We start from the raw sequence: 18,031 nt of genomic DNA on the forward strand, positions 1-18,031 counted from the left end.
CCCGGAGGCGGCCTACGAGCTGACCGCCGGCCTGCGCCGTCATCTCGAGCCCTACGTCGGCATCACCGACAACGGCACGCCGCGCCAGGGCCTCTACCGTCTTGACGGTGCGGGAACCTCCCCGAACGCCGCTGTCGCGGCGGCCCGGGCCTACCTCGACGGGCTGGCGCCCCACCAGAGGGTGGTCGCGGCCCTGCCCATGGACGCCCCGGAGTGGCGGTTGTGGACGAACGCGATCCCGACCTGGCACCCGAAGGGCATGCGCCTGGAACGGCTCGCCGACAGCGACCGCGACCGCGCACTCGCCGTCATCGAGGCGAGTCTCAGCCCGGCCGGCTACGCCCAGGTGCGAGCGGTGATGGCGCTCAACGCGAACCTGGGCGAGCTCATCGACGACTACCGCGACACCCTCACGGAGTTCGCCTACTGGTTCACCGTCTTCGGGACTCCCTCGGGCGACTCCCCGTGGGGATGGCAGCTGATGGGCCATCACGTGGACCTGCACTGCGTCTTCGTCGGAGGGCAGGTGGTTCTCGCCCCCGTGTTCCTCGGTGCCGAGCCGACGACCGGGACGGGGCGGTTCGAGGGCGTCCACGCCTTCGGCGACGAGACCGAGGTCGCCCTGGCGTTCCGCCGCACCCTGGACCCCGACCGGGAGGACGAGTTCCTGATGGGGTCGTCGCTGCGCGCGGAGGACCTTCCGCCCGAGCTCGCCGGACCGTGGAACGGACGGCATCTCGCCGGCGCGGGCAGTGACAACCTCGTCCTGCCTCCCGAGGGGATCGTCGCGGCGAGCCTGCCGGCCGACCAGCGTGACGGTCTGGTGGAGCTGATCCGGGTCTACCTCGACCGCCTCCCGCCGTCACAGGCCGAACGCACCCTCGCGCTCGTCCGTGAGCACTTCGACGAGACGCGGTTCGCCTGGCGCGGCGGCCACGACGACGAGTGCGCCTTCTACTACCGGATCCACTCACCCGTGCTCCTGGTCGAGTACGACAACCATCCCGGTGTCTTCCTCACCAATCCCGAGCCTGCCCGCTTCCACGTCCACACCATCGTGCGGGCGCCCAACGGCAACGACTACGGACGTGATCTCCTCGCCCAGCACTACCGGCTTCACCACGGAGGCCATGGAGTCGGCTGACCTGTCGCACGACGGGGCGGTGCCCCGGGAGCGGGGACGCTCCCGGGGCACCGCCTCGTCGCGGACGTGCCGTCGGCGGCCGTCGGCAACCTTCGTCTTACACCATCACGGACACCGTGCCCCGGATGCCGAACAGCGACTTCCCGTAGATCTCGGCGGCCACTTCGGGATTGAGGACGGCGTGACGGCTCCCGGTCTCGATGTCGCGCCAGATGCGCTGCAACGGGTTGGACTCGCCGAAGCTCGAAGCCCCCTGGGCCGAGCACACGATGCGGACCGCCTCACGCGCGTGGACCGCCGCCATTCCCGCGTCCATCCGCATCCGTGCCCGGGCGTCGTAATCGGGGAACACCCCGGCCCGTGCGGCCTCGTCGATGTCATCGGCCGCACGGTAGGCGTGCAGTCGGGCGGAGTCGGCGAGCGACGCCGCCTTCGCGGCGGCGAGCTGGATGGTGGGCGCCTCGGCCTGGGAGGTGTAGCTCGTCAGGGTCAACGCTCGCCCTGGGGCCCTCTCCACCAGGAGCTCGACAGCGGCCGCGGCCAGCCCGAGCTGGGGCCCGGTCAACACGAGCGCGGCGGTCGGCACGAACGGTGCCCGGTAGAGCGCCTCGTCGGTGAAGGGGGTGGCGTAGCGGCCCTCGATGGCGTCGGGGACGGAGTGGAAACGGTGTGCGGGCACGAAGAGGTCCTCGCCGACGAGCGTGTTCGACGCGGTCCCCCGCATGCCCGCCACGAACCAGGTGTCCTCGACGGTCAGCTCTGACATCGGCGCGAGCACGATGCCGACGGCGTCCGGCGTGCCCTCGGCGTCCGGCCGGGTGACCCCGAGGACCGCCCAGTCGGCGTGGGCGCACCCGGATGCGGGGGCCCAGCGCCCGCTCACCCGGTACCCGCCCTCGACCACGCGCGCGGTACCCGAGGGGGTCACGACGCCGGCGACCCGGGCGTCGGGGGTGTGGGCCCAGACGTCGTCCTGGGCCTGGGCGGGGAAGAGCCCGACGAACCACGCATTGGCGTTGAGCAGTGAGGTCACCCAGGCGGTGGAGCCGCAGGCGCGTCCGATCTCGCGGCTGACCTCCAGCAGGGTGCGGTGGTCGGTCTGCGGACCGCCGTAACGGGCGGGCCGCATCAGCGAGAGCAGACCGGCCCCGGCCAGGGCGTCGATGTTCTCGGCGGGTACTCCGCGCTCGCGGTCGGTCGGATCGGCGTTGGCGGAGAGCAGCGGCCGCAGTGTGGCGGCGCGCTCGACGAGGTCGGCCCGCAGCTCGCGCGCGGCGTCGGTGGTGCGGGGAACGTCCATGGTGATGTTCATCGTCGTCACTTCGGTGTCAGGGATCATGCGGGGTACGGGTCAGCTCGCGACGGCGAGAGGGGCGTGCGTGCCGAAGATCCGGCGCGCGTAGATCAGCGGGGCCGCGGAGGTCGACTCGGCCTCCTCGAGGCACACGACGAGCAGGACGTGGTCACCGCCGTCCACGTGGCGTTCGACGCGTCCCGCCGTCCAGCCGGCGGACTCGGGCAGGTAGGGAAGTCCGGCGCGGACGGTCCAGGTGACGCCGTCGAACTTCGAGCCCGGTCCCTGGCGTCGACGGGCGAACCTCGACGCCAGCTCCTGCTGGTGGGCGCCGAGGATGTTCACCCCCCCCGGTCACCCGGCTGGAGATGGGCCAGCAGCCCCGAGGCGCGGTCAAGGGCGAAGCTCACCAGCGGAGGGTCGAGCGAGAGCGAGGCGAAGCTCGACACGGTGCTGCCGTGCGGTCGCGCGTCGGCGGCCGTCGCCGTGACCACGGTGACCGGGGCGCACACCCCGCTCATCAGCTCGGTAAAGGTCTCTCGGTCGATCATCGCAGGCCTCCCGTTGGGCTGGAATCCGTCTGCCGGGATGCGCGGCCTCGTGCAGCACCGCGTCCGACATCAGGAAGTAGACTCCGGCTCCCGGGGCGGCCGCTTGGTCCGCCGGCTCAGGATTCCGGTCTCCCGTTGGTCTGCCGGGCCGGGTCGCGGCCGGTAATCGGGCTCACCGCTCGACGTCGCGCGGCAGGAGCACCGCGTCCCCCAGTTCCTCGGCGAGTGCCAGGGCGGTGTGGAGGGTGAAGCGGCGGTCGTCGAGGTCGTGCCCCAGCACCTCCTGGGCCCGTTTCACGCGGTAGGTCACGGTCCCCCTGGCCACGTGCAGGCGTCGGGCGACATCCACGAGGCTGCGCTCGGCGCCGATGTAGTGGTACAGCGTGGTCCGCAGTGCCTCCATCGGCGCGCTGCGGGCGGCGAGCCCGCCGAGTTCACGTCGTACGAAGTCACCGGCCGCGTCGAGATCGGTGGCCAGCAGCGCGATGGCGGCGACGTCGGCGTAGGCGGTCGCGTGCCTCGGAGCCCGTCCGGCCTCGCGCCGCAGTCGCTCGACCCTTTCGCCGCGCTCGGCCTCGCGGTGAGAGCGGCGGAAGCCCGCGACGCCGGAACCGGGGGTCCCGAAGGCCGCCCGTATCCGCTGCCGGGACAGTGTCTCCGTGATGGTCTCCCATGAACCGGTCGGGTGTGTCCCGTCCGCCCCGTCCGCCCCGTCCGTCCCGTCCGTCCCGTCCGGAGGTACGGTTCCCCACGCCCACAACCGCCCTGAGGCCACGGGTATGACCAGCGTCGTGGTGGCGCCACGGGCCCGTAGCACCTCGATCGCCGCCGCCTGCAGCGTGGAGCCGCCCTTCGGCGAGTCCGACCACACCACCACGGCCTCGTGGGTCCGCCGCAGGTTGTAGCCGAGGACACGCGACGCCTCGCCGGCGTCCGTCGCCGCGGCATCGCTCAGCAGGGAACGCACGAGGTCGGCCCGTGCCGCGGCCGCGCTCGTGCTCCACACCTCGTGCTCCACGAGGTAGGTGCGGATCATGGTGTCGGAAAGCTCGTCGACGTAGGAGAACAGCTCGCGGGAGATCGCCGTGACCTCGTCGACCGCCTCCTCCGGGTCGACCAGCTCGGCGCAGGCCCGCAGGAACGCCTCGGTCGTGGCCGCGTGCCCGACCCGGACGCCGTGCAACACCCGCTCGAGCGGTATGGCCCGGTGAACGAACTCGCGGATGCCCTCCAGGATCGCCTCACCGGTGGGCGGGGCGGCTGCCGGGCCTTCCACCAGAGTGAACAGCGCCCGCAGGGTGGTCGCTTCATTGCCCCGGCGGAGCATCTCGACCGCGGCCGGACTACCGCCGAGGACCGGCACCTCGCCGACGATCCGCCGCAAGACCACGGAATTCAGCTCGATCGCCCAGCGCACGGGGTCCGCGCCGACGCGCGCGACGGCGTCCTCGACGACCGCGCGCGGGCTTGCCGCCCGGTCGAGGTCGACCTCACCCCGCGGGCCCAGCCGCGCGATCCAGGCCCGCCGCAGCGGCCGACCGGTCTTGGTCACACTGCCATACTCAGGCCAACCCGAGGGGCTGATCAACTGGGGATCACCGAAGCCGTCGTTCGGCAAAACCGAACGACGTGGTAGAAGAGTCCGGCCGCTCGTCGTGGTTCGAACACTATGAAGTGACGGGAGAACGGAAGTGAACCTGCGCCAGATGGAGTGCTTCCTCGCCGTCGCGGACGAACTGCATTTCCGGCGGGCCGCCGACCGTCTGCACCTGGCTCCACCCAGTGTCAGCGGGGCCGTCGCCGGCCTGGAACGCAGCCTCGGCAGCCGACTCGTCGAGCGTACGAGCCGGCGGGTGCGACTGACGCCCTTCGGCGCCGAGTTCGCGGCCGCGATCCGGCAGCCCATCGAGGCGTTGCACCAGGCCCACCGGGCCGCCCGCCTGCGCTCGGCGCACCGTGACCTCGTCGTCGCCCACACCCCGGAGCTGGGGCAGCTGATCCTGCCAGGACTGGTCGACGCCTGGCCCGGCGCCGCCGCCGACGACGAGGCCCGGGGCCGCTGGCGTCCGGTCCCCATGCACACCCCCGAGCAACTCGCCGCCGTGGCGGACGGCGAGGTGGACGTGGGCCTGTGCTGGTCGGTCCCCGAGCAACCCGGGATCGCCAGTGCCGTGCTCGGCGCGTTCCCGCTGGTGGCCGTGTTGCAGGCGTCGGACCCGCTGGCAAGCCGCCACGAGGTGGCGCTCACCGACCTCCGCACCCGGCAGATCCTGATCACCCCGCGTGCCGACAACCCCTACCTCGAGAGCCGGCTGCAGGCGGACATCATCCGGGCCGGCATCCCCCGTACGCACATCGAGGAGGCGGGGCGCTACGACGAGCTGGCCGTGCACGTGGCCACGCGCGGGCACGTGGGGGTCCACCCCGGGCCGATCGCGTTGACCAACTCCCTGCCCGCTGTTGTGTTCCGTCGGATCGCCGACGCCTCCGACAGTGTCCGGATCTGCGCGATCAGCCGCGCCGAGGCCCGCACCAGTTCCATCGCGGCGCTCGTCGCGAGCCTGCGGTCGATCGTCGGCTCGCTCGACATCGACGACAAGCTGACTTGACCCACCTGGAGTACCGCTGGGTGCGTGGCGCCGCTGGAAGCGGCGCCCCGCACTGTCCGGCCGCTCGTCTCCGCTGCTGTGCGTGGCGCTGCTCAGCCGGCGGGAGGGGCGAAGAGCGCGTCGAGTTCGGTGAGCAGCGGCTTCGGGTCCAGGGAGAAGTACATGTGGTCGCCGGACAGCTCGATCAGTTCGGTGGGCCGCGAGGTGGCCTTCACCCAGAGTTCCGCGTCCTGCCGGGACACCAACTGGTCGTCGGCCCCGCGCAGCACGGTGAGGGGGATCGGCAGCAGGTCGGTGGAGCTGGGTGTGTACCGGTCGCTGATGCCCAGGTCCGCCCGCAGCGACGGCAGCAGCAGCCCGCGCAACTCGGCGTCGTGGAACGCGGGGTGGAGGTCCGGTCCGGCGGGGCGTACGGGATCCCGGCCGGACACGGTTTCGGGGTCCGCCAGTGGTCGCAGTCGGGAATCGGGCCGAGGCCGCGGGGCCTACATGTCGGCCAGGTGCATCCGGCAGTGCGCTGGGCGCCGACGGGAGTCCGCCGCGCGGAAGCAGTCCCACGCCGTTGTGGTGGCTTCAGGTCGTACGGTCCCGCCTGCGTTGCCGGTGTCGCCTGATGTCGGGGCGGCCGATGTGGCCCGCCGCGCGCTGGGACTCGCCGAGCCAGATGTGCGGTACGCGGCTCCGGACCGCCTCGACCACCGGCCGCTGGTTGGGGGCGGTGAGGGTGATGCGGTGGCGCAGGCGGGGAAGACCCGGGTGGAGCGGCTCCTCGTCGCGGACCAGGCTCCACAGGAGCGGGTCGTCGCGGTCGATGGTGCCGGTGGGGTACAGCTCCAGGGAGTAGATCTTGCCGTTGCGCCCGAACTCGCTCCAGTAGAGGGCGACTCCGGCGAGGGTGTTCCAGGGAATGACCTTCTGGTGGCCTCCCTTGTCGAGCCAGAAGCCGGTGTGGTCGATGAGAATCCTGCTGCGGCGGTTCGCCCAGAAGGGGATGAAGAGGGCGACGCCGAGAACACCGAGGACCACCGCGAGCGCGAGTCCCACGTACCCGGTGACGGTGGCCTCTCCCTTCTGCTTCCCGGTGGCGACCAGGACGGCGCCGAAGATGCCGACGGCACCGATGGTCATGAGGGCGATGGAGCAGGGGAGTCCGGTCAGGGCGCTGCGGCGGCCGACACGTATGACCGTGGCGTCCGGCGCGGGGGAGGGGGTGTGCGGCGACGACATGGTGCGTGAGCTTAGGCGATGCCTAGCCGCGCGCGGTCACGGCCTTGAGTTCGGCCAGCGATTCCCGCATCAACTGCGACATCTCACGTTCCTCCGGTGCCGTCAGCCAGAGCTCGAAGCCGACCTTGAAGACGGCGATTCCCGCCTCAGCGGTCAGGGTCGCGGCCGGCTCCGCGACACCGCGTCGGCGCAGGGCGTCGGCGAGCGCGGTTGACATCGAGGCGAGCTTGATCAGCTCGCGCTCCTGGAGTTCCGCGTTCGCCACGATGACGGCCTGTCGCTGCCGGGCGTGCTCGCGGCGACCGTCGAACACCGTGGAGACCGCCTCGAGCCCCGCCGTTATCGCGTCGATCGGCGCCACGGACTTCGGTGCCTCGGCGACCGCGGTCACGAACAGCTCCTGCAGCGCACTTGATCCGTCGAACAACACCTCGCGCTTGTCGGCGTAGTGCCGGAAGAAGGTCCGCTCGGTGAGGCCGGCCCGTTTGGCGATCTCCGCCACTGTGGTCTGTTCGTAGCCCAGCTCGCCATAGAGCTCCAACGCCGCCTTCGCCAGGCGTCCGCGCGCGTCCGGCTCCCATCTACCCATGCTCGGATCCTACCGCGATGACAGTGACTGACATCGGGTGCTACGGTCTGATGGCAGTCACTGACATCGATGATTCGGGGTATCTCTCATGCGCGTCTTCGTGACCGGTGCGTCCGGTTGGATCGGCTCCGCCGTCGTTCCCGAGCTCATCGGCTCGGGGCACCAGGTTGTCGGGCTCGCCCGCTCCGACGCCTCCGCCGCCGCCCTCACCGCCGCCGGGGTGGAAGTGGTCCGCGGCACCGTTGACGACCTCGACGTCCTGGGGAGCACCGCTGCCGCGTCGGACGGTGTGATCCACCTCGCTTTCAAGCACGACATCGCCTTCAGCGGCGATTTCCGGGGTGCTGCCGAGGCCGACCGCCGCGCCGTCGACACCTTCGGCGACGCGCTCTCCGGCACCGACCGCCCCTTCGTCCTCGCCTCCGGTGTGCTCGGCCTCGCGTCCGGGCGTGTGGTGACCGAACGGGACACGCCCACGATTGACGGTTCGCCGGCCTCGGTCCGGTCGGCCACCGCCCAGGCGGTGCTCGCACTCGCCTCGCGCGGCGTGCGCTCGTCCGTGGTGCGACTGTCTCCGACCTGCCACGGTGACGGGGACAACGGCTTTATGGCGGCCCTGGTCGCCATCGCCCGAGCCAGGGGTGTCTCCGGCCACATCGGCGACGGCGCCAACCGCTGGCCGGCCGTCCACCGCCTCGATGCCGCACGGCTGTTCCGCCTGGCGGTCGAAAAGGCCCCGGCGGGATCGGTGCTGCACGGCGTCGCGGAGGAGGGTGTCCCGATCCGGGACATCGCCGAGGCGATCGGCCGTCACCTCGAGGTACCGGTTACGCCTGTGACCCCCGAGGCCGCGGCCGAGCACTTCACCTGGCTCGGCGGCTTCCTCGGCCAGGACGTCCCGGCGTCGAACGCCCTGACCCGCGAACTGCTGGATTGGCGGCCGACTCACCCCGGCCTCCTCGAAGACCTCGACAAGGGGCATTACTTCCGAGTCCCCGCCACCCCCGCCTGACCCACATCCGCCACGACGGGCTCCGGGTCATCTCCTGTGCGTGCGGGCCGAATACGGCGTGTTAAACTCCGAACCGGCTTCTCACCGTTGGGCTTTCCGCCTCGCCAACCAGCTTCACCCGGGTCCCGATGACACGGGGAAGGTGGAAGTCACTCATCACATCCTGGAAAAGGGTGTTCTGTGATGGTGGCGACGTGTGTCGACCCTTCTGGTTCTTTCCGAGCCTCTGGGGATCTGCCCGGGGCCGTGTTCCGGCCATATCACCGATCCGGCATCAGCGGCCCGGTCCGTGTCACCACCCCGCAGACGGTTCCCCTCAGGGAGGTCTCCGGAGTGCCGGAAGTCAAATCCCCCGAGCAACCCGCCACGCAACGTCCGTGGCGGGTTCTCGCCATCATGTGCATCGGCTTCTTCATGTCGTTGCTCGACGGATCCATCGTCAACGTAGCCATCCCCACGCTGATCCACAGCATGGACGCCTCCTACGACCAGGTGCTGTGGGTCATCGACGGCTATCTGCTCCTCTTCTCGGTGCTGCTGATCACCACCGGGCGGCTGGGCGACATCTTCGGATACCGGCGGCTGTACGTGATCGGCATCATCACCTTCACCATCGCCTCGGCGCTGTGCGGGCTGGCCGGTTCACCGCCCCAGCTGCTGGCCGCCCGGCTGCTGCAGGGAGTGGGCGGCGCGCTGTTGTTCCCGCAGGTCATCTCGTCGATCCTGACGATCTTCCCGCCGCAGCTGCGCGGCAGGGCGTTCGGCCTGTTCGGTGCGATCGTCGGCTTCGCCCCGATCGTCGGCCCGGTCCTCGGTGGCTTTCTGCTCGCCCACCTCGGCTGGCGCTGGATCTTCTTCATCAACGTTCCGATCGGAATCGCCACCGCCGTGCTGGCGCTGACGTTCGCCCCGCCCATGCGTTCGGAACGCCGACACCGACTCGACCTGGTCGGCGTCGCGCTGGCCACCTCCGGACTGAGCGGCATCGTGTTCGGCCTGATCGAAGGAGAACGCTACGACTGGGGCAGCATCACCGGGCCGATCAGCATCACCTCGGTCATCGTCGCCGGTGTCGCGCTGCTGGCGGTGTTCGTCCTCCGGCAGCACCGACAGCGGGACGAGCCCCTGATGCCACTGGCCCTGTTCCGCGCGCGCAATTTCGCGGTCGGCAACTGGGTCGGGTTCGTCTTCCAACTGGGCATGATCGGCATCATGTTCGTGCTGGTGCTGTACCTGCAGATGGCACGCGGGTACTCGGCGCTGGAGACCGGCCTGGTGGTGCTGCCGAACGCCGTGCTCACCGCCGTCGGCTCGATGTACGCCGGGCGGCTGTCGGACACGTTCGGCGGCAAATACATCCTGCTGACGGGGATGACACTGCTGGCCGTCGGCCTGCTGGTGCTGGCCGCCATGGTCGGCCCCAGCAGCGGCGCATGGAGCCTGCTGCCCGGTTTGACCATCATCGGGATCGCTAGCGGCGCCACATTCGCACCACTGCAGCAGGCCACCATGGACGGCGTCGATCCCCGGCTGGCCGGGGCGGCCTCCGGAGTCTCCAGCACCACCCGGCAGATCGGCGGTGTCCTCGGCACCGCCGTGCTGGGCGCCCTGCTGTCGGCCCGCCTCTCCTCGACCCTGCGCGGCGAGGCCGGGAAACGGGCCGGTCGGCTACCGGAGGATCTGCGTGCCCAGTTCATCGACAACAGCACCGCCGCCGCACATGACTACCGTCCGCCCACGCCACCCCACGGTCTGAACCCCGCCACGACCGGCCTGTACGAACGCGTCACCGCCGACACGTTCGCCACCGGCTTCGTCAACGCCATGCAGACCGCCCTCGTGGCATGCGCCGTGGTCCTGGTGGCCGCCGCCCTGTGCTGTTTCCTGTTCAGCCCGCACAGGAAGCCGACGGCCATGCCCGCCCCTGGGCAGCGAGCCGGAACCACACCGCACGACTGACCCGGCGATGACAACGGCCGCGGCCCGGTGGCCGCGGCCGTTGTCGCCTCAGCGGCTTTATCGATGGCCGCCATAGCCGGTTCGCGCCGGGGCCCGGCTCCCGCCCAGCCCGCTGGGCGGGAGCGCCTTCGGTCATCTGCCCCGCGGCTGGGGACGACTTGGCTTGGCCCACAGCGAGCGCACGTGGCCGAGGTGGCGGGCCATGCACGTCTCGGCGCCCATCACGTCACCCGCGACCATCAGGTCGAGGAGCTCGATGTGCTCTTCGGCGGACGGGATCAGCTGGTCGCGCTCGTCCAGTGTGGTCAGTCCGTACAGGCGTGAGCGCTTGCGCAGGTCGCCGACGGTTTCGACGAGCCGGTCGTTTCCGGCGAGCGCGAGCAGGGAGAGATGGAACTGACGGTCGGCCTCCAGATAGCCGATGAGGTCGTGCTCGCGCGCGGCGCGCACGATGTCCTCCGCCACCGGGCGCAGCGCTTCCAGGTCCTCGCGGGCGGCGCTGCGGGTGATCCGGCCGATCATGGGGACTTCGATCAGGGCGCGGATCTCGGTGTACTGGTCGAGGTCGCGTTCGTTGACCTCGGTGACGCGGAAGCCCTTGTTGCGCACCGGTTCGACGAGGCCCTCGCGGGCCAGGTCGAGCATCGCCTCGCGCACCGGCGTCGCGGAGATGCCGAAGTCCTCGGCCAGGCCCGGTGCCGAGTAGACCTCGCCGGGGCGCAGTTCGCCGGAGATCAGCGCGGCGCGCAGGGCGTGGGCCACCTGGTCGCGCAGCCGCTCCCTGGTGGTGATGAGGTTGCGCTGCTTGAGGTGGCCCATGACGGTTGGTGTTCCCTTCGTGCCCCGTGCCTTCACGGCCGAGAGGATCACCAGGGTACAATGTCATGTTGTTCTCGCGGGTGCCCGTGTGCGGATGCGGCTACCGCTACCGATTCAGCGACTCTCGATCAGTTCCCCCATCCATGTCTCGATCGCGTCCGGGGTGCGCGGCAGGGCGCCTGACATCAGCCGTGCTCCTTCGGCGGTGATGACCAGGTCGTCCTCGATGCGTACCCCGATGCCCCGCAGTTCGTCGGGGAGCGTCTCGTCGTCGGCCTGGAGGTAGAGGCCGGGCTCGACCGTCAGCACCTGACCCTCCGCCAACACCCCGTCCAGATAGCTTTCCGCCCGTGCCTGGGCGCAGTCGTGGACGTCGAGCCCGAGCATGTGTCCGCTGCTGCACAGGGTGTAGCGACGGTGGAAGTCGCCCTCGGGGCTTTTGAGCACACCCCATTCCGTGAGCCCTTCCGCGATCACGCGCATCGCGGCCCGGTGGAAGTCACGGAAGCTCGCGCCCGGCCTGAGCGCTGCGATGCCTGCCTCCTGGGCGGCGAGCACGAGGTCGTACACCTGCCGTTGCACGGGGGAGAACCGCCCGGAGAGCGGGAGGGTGCGCGTGATGTCGGCGGTGTAGAGGCTGTCCGTCTCCACGCCCGCGTCCAGAAGCAGCAACCGCCGTGCGTCCAGGGGTCCGTCGTTCCGTGTCCAGTGCAGGACGCAGGCGTGGGCACCGGACGCCACGATGGTCTCGTAGCCGGTGCCGTTGCCCTCCGCGCGGGCGCGCAGGCCGAAGACGCCCTCGATCCAGCGCTCGCCGCGTGGATGGGCGAGGGCGCGCGGCAGGGCGCGTACCACGTCTTCGAAACCGGCGGCCGTGTGGTCCACGGCGAGCTGGAGCTGCCCCACTTCCCAGGCATCCTTGATCAGCCTCAACTCGCTCAAGGCCGCGGACAGTTCGGCGTCCGCCGTGGCGTCGCGGCCCGGTGGCAGGTCCGCCTGGTCGCCGATGACGGCACAGCGGATGCCGGTCATGCGCGCGGTCTCGTCGAGGTCGGGGCGCCGGCCGACCCAGAACTCGCCGTAGCGTCGGTCCCGGTAGAAGCCGTCATCGGTGCGCGGCGAGCGGGGCCGCACATACAGGACCGCCTCATGCCGGTGGGGCCCGTCCGGCTCCAGGACCAGGACATGCCCGGCCTGCTCTTCGCCGGTCAGACCGGTGAGCCAGGCGTACGCGCTGTACGGCCGGAAGCGGTGGTCGCAGTCGTTCGAGCGGACCTTCAGCTCGCCCGCGGGGATGACCAGCCGCTCACCCGGGAAGCGGGCGGACAGCCGGGCGCGGCGAGCGGCGGTGAAGTCGGCGGCGGCCGGCCGGATGTCCGCGGGCAGCGGTATCGGCGCCCAGTCACCCGCCATGAAGACCTCGAACTCCGGTGAGACGGGCAGGTCATGGCCGGCCGTCCGAGGTGCGCCGGTCAGGGGATCGTGCATCGGTCCTCCTTGATCCGTACGTTGACAAGCTCTCCGCGATCCATCGCGTCGAGGGCCTTGCACCCTGTGCAATTTCACATTATTACGTTACGCATCACATGGCACCACGCGCTCTCATGCGCAGCCCCGCACAGGGCAGTTCAGGCCCTGAAGCGCCGCTGCCCCGTAGCCCTTGCCACCTCCCCCACAGGAGCCAACGGTGTTCCAATCGAGAAAACCGCGCGGATGCACGCGCGGAAGCCTGCTCACCGCCCTGGCGGCGGTGACGCTCTGCGTGACGGCGACCCCGTCCGGTCACGCGGCCGTCCCCGCTCCCGGGCGGGCTTCGGCGTTACGGCCGGCCGCCTCGCCCGACCCCTTCGACAGGGTCGACCGCCTGGCCAAGGCCCCGGGCCGGGTACGGAAGGTCCCGGCCCCCGGCGGCCTCACCGGTGGCGGTGTCCCCGGAGCCCGAACGCCCGAGCCGAAGAGCCGGGGTCGCGCCGGCACTCCGCACGCCACACTCGGCAAGGCATCCGTGCCCTGCACGCTCGACGGCGTCACAGGCCTGCCCCCGGAGCGGTTCGCCGACTTCCTGGCCGACCCCGCCGTCACCGCCGACGGCTGTCTGCGCTCGATCCTGTGGACCTGGGACCAGCGACTCGTCCCCGTCATGTCGGACGAGCATGTCCAGGCCGTCTCCCGCCGGGTCACCCAACTCGCCGCCTCCCACGACGGCAAGGACGGCAGCCATCTGCTGGAGATGTTCACCTACCTGCACGCGGTGGCGTACCAGGACTTCTCACACGACGAGATCGACATCACCGACGCGCCGACCGTCGACGCCATGCGCGAGGCTGTCGACGCCTTCGGCTCGGCCGCCCATACCTTCGACGTCACCCGCCCCAACGCCGAGACCTTGCGCGAAGCGCTCGACGCGGCCTCCGCCCCCGGCCTGCGTCAGCACCAACTGCCTCTGATCAAGCGGGTTCTGGCCACCATGGACGCCCAGCACCCCGATACCGCCCAGGACTCCTCCTGGGCCGGTGCCGCCCTCGCGGCGCTCACCGTGAACTACCTCGGCGTGTATCCCGGCAACAAGGACGCCGCCTTCCACGCCGCGGTGACGGCCGACCCCTCATACCGGGCGACCTTCAGCTCCTTCGCCGGCTACACCCACCTCAAGGACGGGCCCAACGCCTGGGTGATACGCGACGCACTCAGCGAGTACGGCCGCTTCGGCCAGATCGAAGGGCTCCGCGACGAGATCGTCTCCGGCCTCGGCAACCTCCTGGACACCACCGCCCACAACTTCGGGGACAGCAGCGCACCCTGGGCGAAGGTCGCCACCTGGCTGGGGGTGTTCGGAGCCTGCGCCCCGTACCACGTGTGCAAGGACGACATCGAGAAGCGTCTGTTCCCGTACACGTACGCCTACGGCATCGACGGCACCGACGGCATTCAGGTCCGCACCGCCCTCGACCGGGACACCGTCGACCAGCTTTACTACGCGAGCAAGCAGGTCAAGGCGCAGTTCCACCGTGTGCTCGGCACGGAGACGCCCCTCGCGGACGACACCAACACCACGCTGCACATCGTCCTGTACGGCTCCCGCGCCGACTACGAGAACTTCCACCCGCTCCTCACCGGCATGGACACCAACAACGGCGGCGTCTACATCGAGCGGGGGGCGACCTTCTACACGTACCAGCGTCGCGTCCCGCAGGACTCCACACTGACCCTGGAGGAGCTGTTCCGCCACGAGTACACCCATTACCTCAACGGTCGCTGGGCGGTGCCCGGACTCTTCGGCGAGGGACCCTGGTACGAGGGCGACCGGACCACCGCGATGGACGAGGGCACCGCCGAGTTCTTCGACGGCGCCACCCGCGACGACGGCATCCGGGTCCGCAAGTCCCTGGTTCAGGGGATCATCGACGACACGGCCGGCGGCGGACCGCGCATGACCGTGAACCAGCTCCTGCACGCGACGTACGACGGCGACGGCTTCCGCTTCTACGACTACGCGGGCACGTTCTTCGAGTTCCTGTGGCTCGAACACCCCTCCCTCTTGCGGGAGATGTACCGCGACCTGCGCTCCGACGATCCGGCGGCCTTCGGCGTCTGGCGCGACCGGCTCGGCGGGGACGCGGGGCTGCAGAGCGCGTACGACCGCTTCCTCGATCAGCAGATCGCCCACGTCGGCGACTCGTACGTGCCCCACACCACCTACACGCCCCTGGGCGAGCTCCGTGACACCTCGGCCGACCAGATTCGCTCCTCCTTCACCGCGATGACCGCGTCCGACCCGAGCTGCCGTGCCACCGGCGCGCCGGAGCGTCCCCGATTCGTCTGCACGGGCCGGATCACCGCGAACCTGACCGATGCCGGCGACACGGACGCGGTCTTCGAGGACATGTCCGAGACGGTCGACTACTTCATCCTCGACCGGGCCGCGGGCGGCGACAACAACTTGACCGACATGAACTGCTGGTTCGGCGAGGTGGACATCTGGTCCAACCAGCGCGCGGGCACATCGGACTACACCTGCGAGGGTCCCCTCCGCGGCTGACGTGTCACCAGCAGCGAGGCCGCGCTCCTGGCTCATTGCTTCCTGAGTCGGGGGCGCGGCCGCTGTCGGCCGTGGCTCAGGGGGACGTGGTCCAGCGTGGCGCGGTCTCGGCCCACTCGGTGTCCCACTCGGCGAGATTGCGCCGGCGCAGGACCACGTCGGCGCAGCGGTAGGCGGCGGCACCGGCCGGAAGCCCCTCAATGGGGGCACCGTCACGAACGGGCTTTCAGGCCGTCCAGGGTGAGGTCGAGCAGGCGTTCTGCCCGTTCGCGGTGTTCGGGCTCGGGTGAGGTGAGGGCGATGCCTTCGAGGGCGGCACCCATGTCGGTGGGGCTGATGTCGGTGCGAATCGTCCCGGCGGCCGTACACGCGTCCATCAGGGTGGTGATGGCAGCCTGGATCATGTCCCGGCTGTGGCCATAGGGGTTGCTTCCCGCGGCGGCGATGGCCCGCAAGGCGTCGGCCATGCCGAATTTCGCGGTGACGTAGTCCAGGAAGAGGCGTGTCCAAGCGCGCAGGGCTTCGTAGGGTGGCTTCTCGTTGAGCAGATCGGGGACGGCGTCGCACAGCTGAGCCACCTCGTTGCGGTAGACCGCCTCGATCAGAGCCTCACGGGTGGCGAAGTTTCGGTACAGCGTCGCGCTGCCCACGCCCGCCTCCTTGGCGATGCGCTCCAGGTGCGCGTCCAGCCCCTCCTCGGCGAACACGCGCACCGCGGCCGCGAGGATCTTGTCTCTGTTGCGCCGCGCGTCAGCTCGCAACGGGCGTTGTGCACTGTCGGCCATCAGTGGTTGCCGTTTCCTCTCCGGTCCCCTTCACCTTGCTAAGCGGAGGCGCGCCCAGGCCTGAGCGTAAGTGGGGGAGCCCCCATTTCCACTGTAGGTCATGGTCTGATCTGCGCATATCCCCTTTGGAGGACGTTGGCCATGTCAGGTATCGAAGGCAAGGTCGTAGCGATCACGGGTGCCAGCAGCGGCATCGGGGCGGCGACGGCGACCTACCTCGCCGAGAAGGGCGCCCGGCTCGTACTCGGGGCCCGACGGGAGGACCGGTTGCACACGGTGGTGGACCAGATCACGGCGCAGGGCGGCTCGGCCGTCGGGACCGTCATCGACGTGACGCGCCGCGAGGACCTCAAGCGCCTGACGGACATGGCGGTCGACCGGTTCGGCCGGCTCGATGTGCTGGTCTCCAACGCCGGCACGATGGCGGTGTCACCGTTTGACGAGCTGCGCCAGGACGACTGGGACACGATGGTCGCGACGCACATCACCGGTCTGCTGAACGGTATCGGTGCGGCACTTCCCGTCTTCCGGCGGCAGAACTCCGGCCAGTTCGTCAACATCGCCTCCACCGCGGCCTACGTCGTGAAACCCCCGCAGGCCGTCTACGCGGCCACCAAGACGGCGGTGAAGGTGCTGACCGAGGGACTGCGGCAGGAGTCGGGACCCCATCTGCGCGTCACCCTCGTCTCACCCGGATTCACCAACACCGAGGGCGTGGGCAAGGGGGCGAGTCCCGAGGCAGCGGCGGCGGCAGCCCGGCAGCGCGACGAGATGGCCATCCCGCCCTCCGCCATCGCGTCCGCGATCGGTTACGCGATCGAGCAGCCCGTCGGCATCGACATCAGCGAGGTCGTCGTCCGGCCCACCGTGCAAGCCTGACAACCGGGGGAGACAACCACGTCTCCGGAGCGGTCGGCTCAAGCTGCCTTCACGAGAACCTCGACCACTACGCGGAGTTCAGGGTCCGAGCGGCACACCGACCGGCTCCGGTCACCGGTCGCCCGCTGACCCGAGCCCTCTGCCGGAGGCGGTGGTTCAGGCCGCCGGGGTGACGGGCACCGTGGCCATCTCGGCGGCCTGGCGCAGCGCCTCGACCATGCTGCCCGCCTCCGCCGTGCCCGTTCCGGCGATGTCGAAGGCGGTGCCGTGGTCGACGGAGGTGCGGATGACGGGCAGGCCGACGGTGAGGTTGACACCCGCCTCGATGCCCAGGACCTTGACCGGGCCGTGGCCCTGATCGTGGTACATCGCCACGATCAGGTCGTAGTCGCCGCGTGCGGCGAGGAAGAAGGCGGTGTCGGCGGGGAGCGGACCCCGGGCGTCGACGCCGTCGGCGCGCAGCTTCTCCAGGGCCGGGACGATCTTCTCGTCCTCCTCGCCGTAGCCGAACAGGCCGTTCTCGCCCGCGTGCGGGTTGATACCGCAGACACCGATGACGGGGTTCGGGGTGCCGGCGCGGACCATCGCCTCGTGGCCGCGGCGCACGGTGCGCTCGACGAGGCCGGGCTCGATGCGGTGGACGGCGTCAATCAGGCCGATATGCGTGGTGACGTGGATGACCTTCACCTTCTCGGTGGAGAGCATCATCGAGACCTCCTCGGTCCCGGTGAGATGGGCGAGGAGTTCGGTGTGGCCGGGGTAGAGGTGGCCCGCGGCGTGCAGGGCCTCCTTGTTGAGAGGGGCGGTGCAGATGGCGTGCACCTCGCCCGCCACGGCGAGCTCGGCGGCGCGCTCGATGTACGCGTACGCGGCGCCCCCCGCGACCGTCGACAGCTCGCCCCAGGGCAGATCGGCGGGGAGCAGTCCGAGGTCGACCACGTTGACGCGGCCGGGTGTGAACTCCGCGTCGCGCGGGTGGTCGACGGCGGCGATCTCGCAGTCCAGGCCGAGGACGCGGGCGGCCTCGCGCAACCGCCGCGCGTCACCGATGACGACGGGGCGGCAGCGGGTCAGGACGGCGTCGTCGAGCAGGGCCGCGACGACGACCTCGGGGCCGATACCGG

At 70.5% G+C, this 18,031-nt stretch carries 17 protein-coding genes; 6 read left to right on the forward strand and 11 right to left on the reverse strand.

The window, feature by feature from the left end:
* The coding region (locus GWI24_RS22610; protein ID WP_210947742.1) for a DUF3500 domain-containing protein at positions 1-1,144 on the forward strand (1,144 nt) is incomplete at its 5' end.
* A gap of 97 nt (positions 1,145-1,241) precedes the next feature.
* On the opposite strand, the gene GWI24_RS22615 is transcribed toward GWI24_RS22610, so the two are convergent.
* From GWI24_RS22615 to GWI24_RS22625, 4 genes are all read right to left on the reverse strand, one after another.
* Positions 1,242-2,456: an acyl-CoA dehydrogenase family protein gene (locus GWI24_RS22615; protein WP_210947756.1), complete on the reverse strand. Its 1,215-nt coding sequence runs from the start codon at positions 2,454-2,456 to the stop codon at positions 1,242-1,244.
* A 39-nt stretch (positions 2,457-2,495) separates the two neighbouring features.
* Complete coding sequence (locus tag GWI24_RS46310; protein WP_308343938.1) at positions 2,496-2,783, reverse strand: flavin reductase; 288 nt, start codon at positions 2,781-2,783, stop codon at positions 2,496-2,498.
* Positions 2,780-2,989: a flavin reductase family protein gene (locus tag GWI24_RS46315; RefSeq protein ID WP_281790397.1), complete on the reverse strand. Its 210-nt coding sequence runs from the start codon at positions 2,987-2,989 to the stop codon at positions 2,780-2,782. The genes GWI24_RS46310 and GWI24_RS46315 overlap by 4 nt, the downstream gene beginning before the upstream one ends.
* A gap of 172 nt (positions 2,990-3,161) precedes the next feature.
* Positions 3,162-4,541: a helix-turn-helix domain-containing protein gene (locus tag GWI24_RS22625; RefSeq protein WP_210947743.1), complete on the reverse strand. Its 1,380-nt coding sequence runs from the start codon at positions 4,539-4,541 to the stop codon at positions 3,162-3,164.
* 139 nt (positions 4,542-4,680) lie between these two features.
* Between GWI24_RS22625 and GWI24_RS22630 the strand changes: the two genes are divergently transcribed.
* Positions 4,681-5,598: a LysR family transcriptional regulator gene (locus GWI24_RS22630; RefSeq protein WP_210947744.1), complete on the forward strand. Its 918-nt coding sequence runs from the start codon at positions 4,681-4,683 to the stop codon at positions 5,596-5,598.
* A gap of 92 nt (positions 5,599-5,690) precedes the next feature.
* On the opposite strand, the gene GWI24_RS22635 is transcribed toward GWI24_RS22630, so the two are convergent.
* From GWI24_RS22635 to GWI24_RS22645, 3 genes are all read right to left on the reverse strand, one after another.
* A complete protein-coding gene (locus tag GWI24_RS22635; protein ID WP_210947745.1) occupies positions 5,691-6,029 on the reverse strand; it encodes a thioesterase II family protein in 339 nt (112 codons plus the stop codon).
* A gap of 142 nt (positions 6,030-6,171) precedes the next feature.
* Entirely contained in the window at positions 6,172-6,825 is a 654-nt protein-coding gene (locus GWI24_RS22640; RefSeq protein ID WP_210947746.1) for a hypothetical protein, read from the reverse strand.
* A gap of 22 nt (positions 6,826-6,847) precedes the next feature.
* Positions 6,848-7,414, reverse strand: a complete 567-nt coding sequence (locus GWI24_RS22645) for a TetR/AcrR family transcriptional regulator (RefSeq protein ID WP_210947747.1) — start codon at positions 7,412-7,414, stop codon at positions 6,848-6,850.
* An 88-nt stretch (positions 7,415-7,502) separates the two neighbouring features.
* Here GWI24_RS22645 and GWI24_RS22650 point away from each other — a divergent pair, with 88 nt between their 5' ends.
* Both GWI24_RS22650 and GWI24_RS22655 read left to right on the forward strand, forming a co-directional pair.
* Positions 7,503-8,426, forward strand: a complete 924-nt coding sequence (locus GWI24_RS22650) for an SDR family oxidoreductase (RefSeq protein ID WP_210947748.1) — start codon at positions 7,503-7,505, stop codon at positions 8,424-8,426.
* A gap of 333 nt (positions 8,427-8,759) precedes the next feature.
* Positions 8,760-10,385: a DHA2 family efflux MFS transporter permease subunit gene (locus tag GWI24_RS22655; RefSeq protein ID WP_210947749.1), complete on the forward strand. Its 1,626-nt coding sequence runs from the start codon at positions 8,760-8,762 to the stop codon at positions 10,383-10,385.
* A gap of 132 nt (positions 10,386-10,517) precedes the next feature.
* Here the strand turns inward: GWI24_RS22655 and GWI24_RS22660 are convergent, their stop codons facing one another.
* Complete coding sequence (locus GWI24_RS22660; RefSeq protein ID WP_210947750.1) at positions 10,518-11,204, reverse strand: GntR family transcriptional regulator; 687 nt, start codon at positions 11,202-11,204, stop codon at positions 10,518-10,520.
* A gap of 114 nt (positions 11,205-11,318) precedes the next feature.
* The gene (locus tag GWI24_RS22665) at positions 11,319-12,692 is read right to left on the reverse strand and encodes an aminopeptidase P family protein (protein ID WP_210947751.1); all 1,374 of its coding nucleotides are present in this window, start codon (positions 12,690-12,692) and stop codon (positions 11,319-11,321) included.
* A 199-nt stretch (positions 12,693-12,891) separates the two neighbouring features.
* Between GWI24_RS22665 and GWI24_RS22670 the strand changes: the two genes are divergently transcribed.
* The gene (locus GWI24_RS22670; RefSeq protein WP_210947752.1) at positions 12,892-15,243 is read left to right on the forward strand and encodes a collagenase; all 2,352 of its coding nucleotides are present in this window, start codon (positions 12,892-12,894) and stop codon (positions 15,241-15,243) included.
* 212 nt (positions 15,244-15,455) lie between these two features.
* Here the strand turns inward: GWI24_RS22670 and GWI24_RS22675 are convergent, their stop codons facing one another.
* Entirely contained in the window at positions 15,456-16,028 is a 573-nt protein-coding gene (locus GWI24_RS22675; RefSeq protein ID WP_210947753.1) for a TetR/AcrR family transcriptional regulator, read from the reverse strand.
* A gap of 141 nt (positions 16,029-16,169) precedes the next feature.
* Here GWI24_RS22675 and GWI24_RS22680 point away from each other — a divergent pair, with 141 nt between their 5' ends.
* Positions 16,170-16,907, forward strand: a complete 738-nt coding sequence (locus tag GWI24_RS22680) for an SDR family oxidoreductase (RefSeq protein ID WP_210947754.1) — start codon at positions 16,170-16,172, stop codon at positions 16,905-16,907.
* A 156-nt stretch (positions 16,908-17,063) separates the two neighbouring features.
* Here the strand turns inward: GWI24_RS22680 and pdxA are convergent.
* Positions 17,064-18,031, reverse strand: a 968-nt coding sequence (gene pdxA, locus GWI24_RS22685; RefSeq protein WP_210947755.1) for a 4-hydroxythreonine-4-phosphate dehydrogenase PdxA, incomplete at its 5' end; no start/stop codon positions are given.

Source organism: Streptomyces sp. MK37H (genome assembly GCF_018035285.1).
Lineage (GTDB): Bacteria > Actinomycetota > Actinomycetes > Streptomycetales > Streptomycetaceae > Streptomyces > Streptomyces endocoffeicus.

Bases quoted from the DNA above. Each gene is read 5' to 3' on its own strand.
- GWI24_RS22650 (WP_210947748.1), top strand. From the start codon at position 7,503: ATGCGCGTCTTCGTGACCGGTGCGTCCGGTTGGATCGGCTCCGCCGTC.
- GWI24_RS46315 (WP_281790397.1), bottom strand. From the start codon at position 2,989: ATGATCGACCGAGAGACCTTTACCGAGCTGATGAGCGGGGTGTGCGCC.
- GWI24_RS22640 (WP_210947746.1), bottom strand. From the start codon at position 6,825: ATGTCGTCGCCGCACACCCCCTCCCCCGCGCCGGACGCCACGGTCATA.
- GWI24_RS22665 (WP_210947751.1), bottom strand. From the start codon at position 12,692: ATGCACGATCCCCTGACCGGCGCACCTCGGACGGCCGGCCATGACCTG.
- GWI24_RS22615 (WP_210947756.1), bottom strand. From the start codon at position 2,456: ATGAACATCACCATGGACGTTCCCCGCACCACCGACGCCGCGCGCGAG.
- GWI24_RS22645 (WP_210947747.1), bottom strand. From the start codon at position 7,414: ATGGGTAGATGGGAGCCGGACGCGCGCGGACGCCTGGCGAAGGCGGCG.
- GWI24_RS22675 (WP_210947753.1), bottom strand. From the start codon at position 16,028: ATGGCCGACAGTGCACAACGCCCGTTGCGAGCTGACGCGCGGCGCAAC.
- GWI24_RS22660 (WP_210947750.1), bottom strand. From the start codon at position 11,204: ATGGGCCACCTCAAGCAGCGCAACCTCATCACCACCAGGGAGCGGCTG.
- GWI24_RS22680 (WP_210947754.1), top strand. From the start codon at position 16,170: ATGTCAGGTATCGAAGGCAAGGTCGTAGCGATCACGGGTGCCAGCAGC.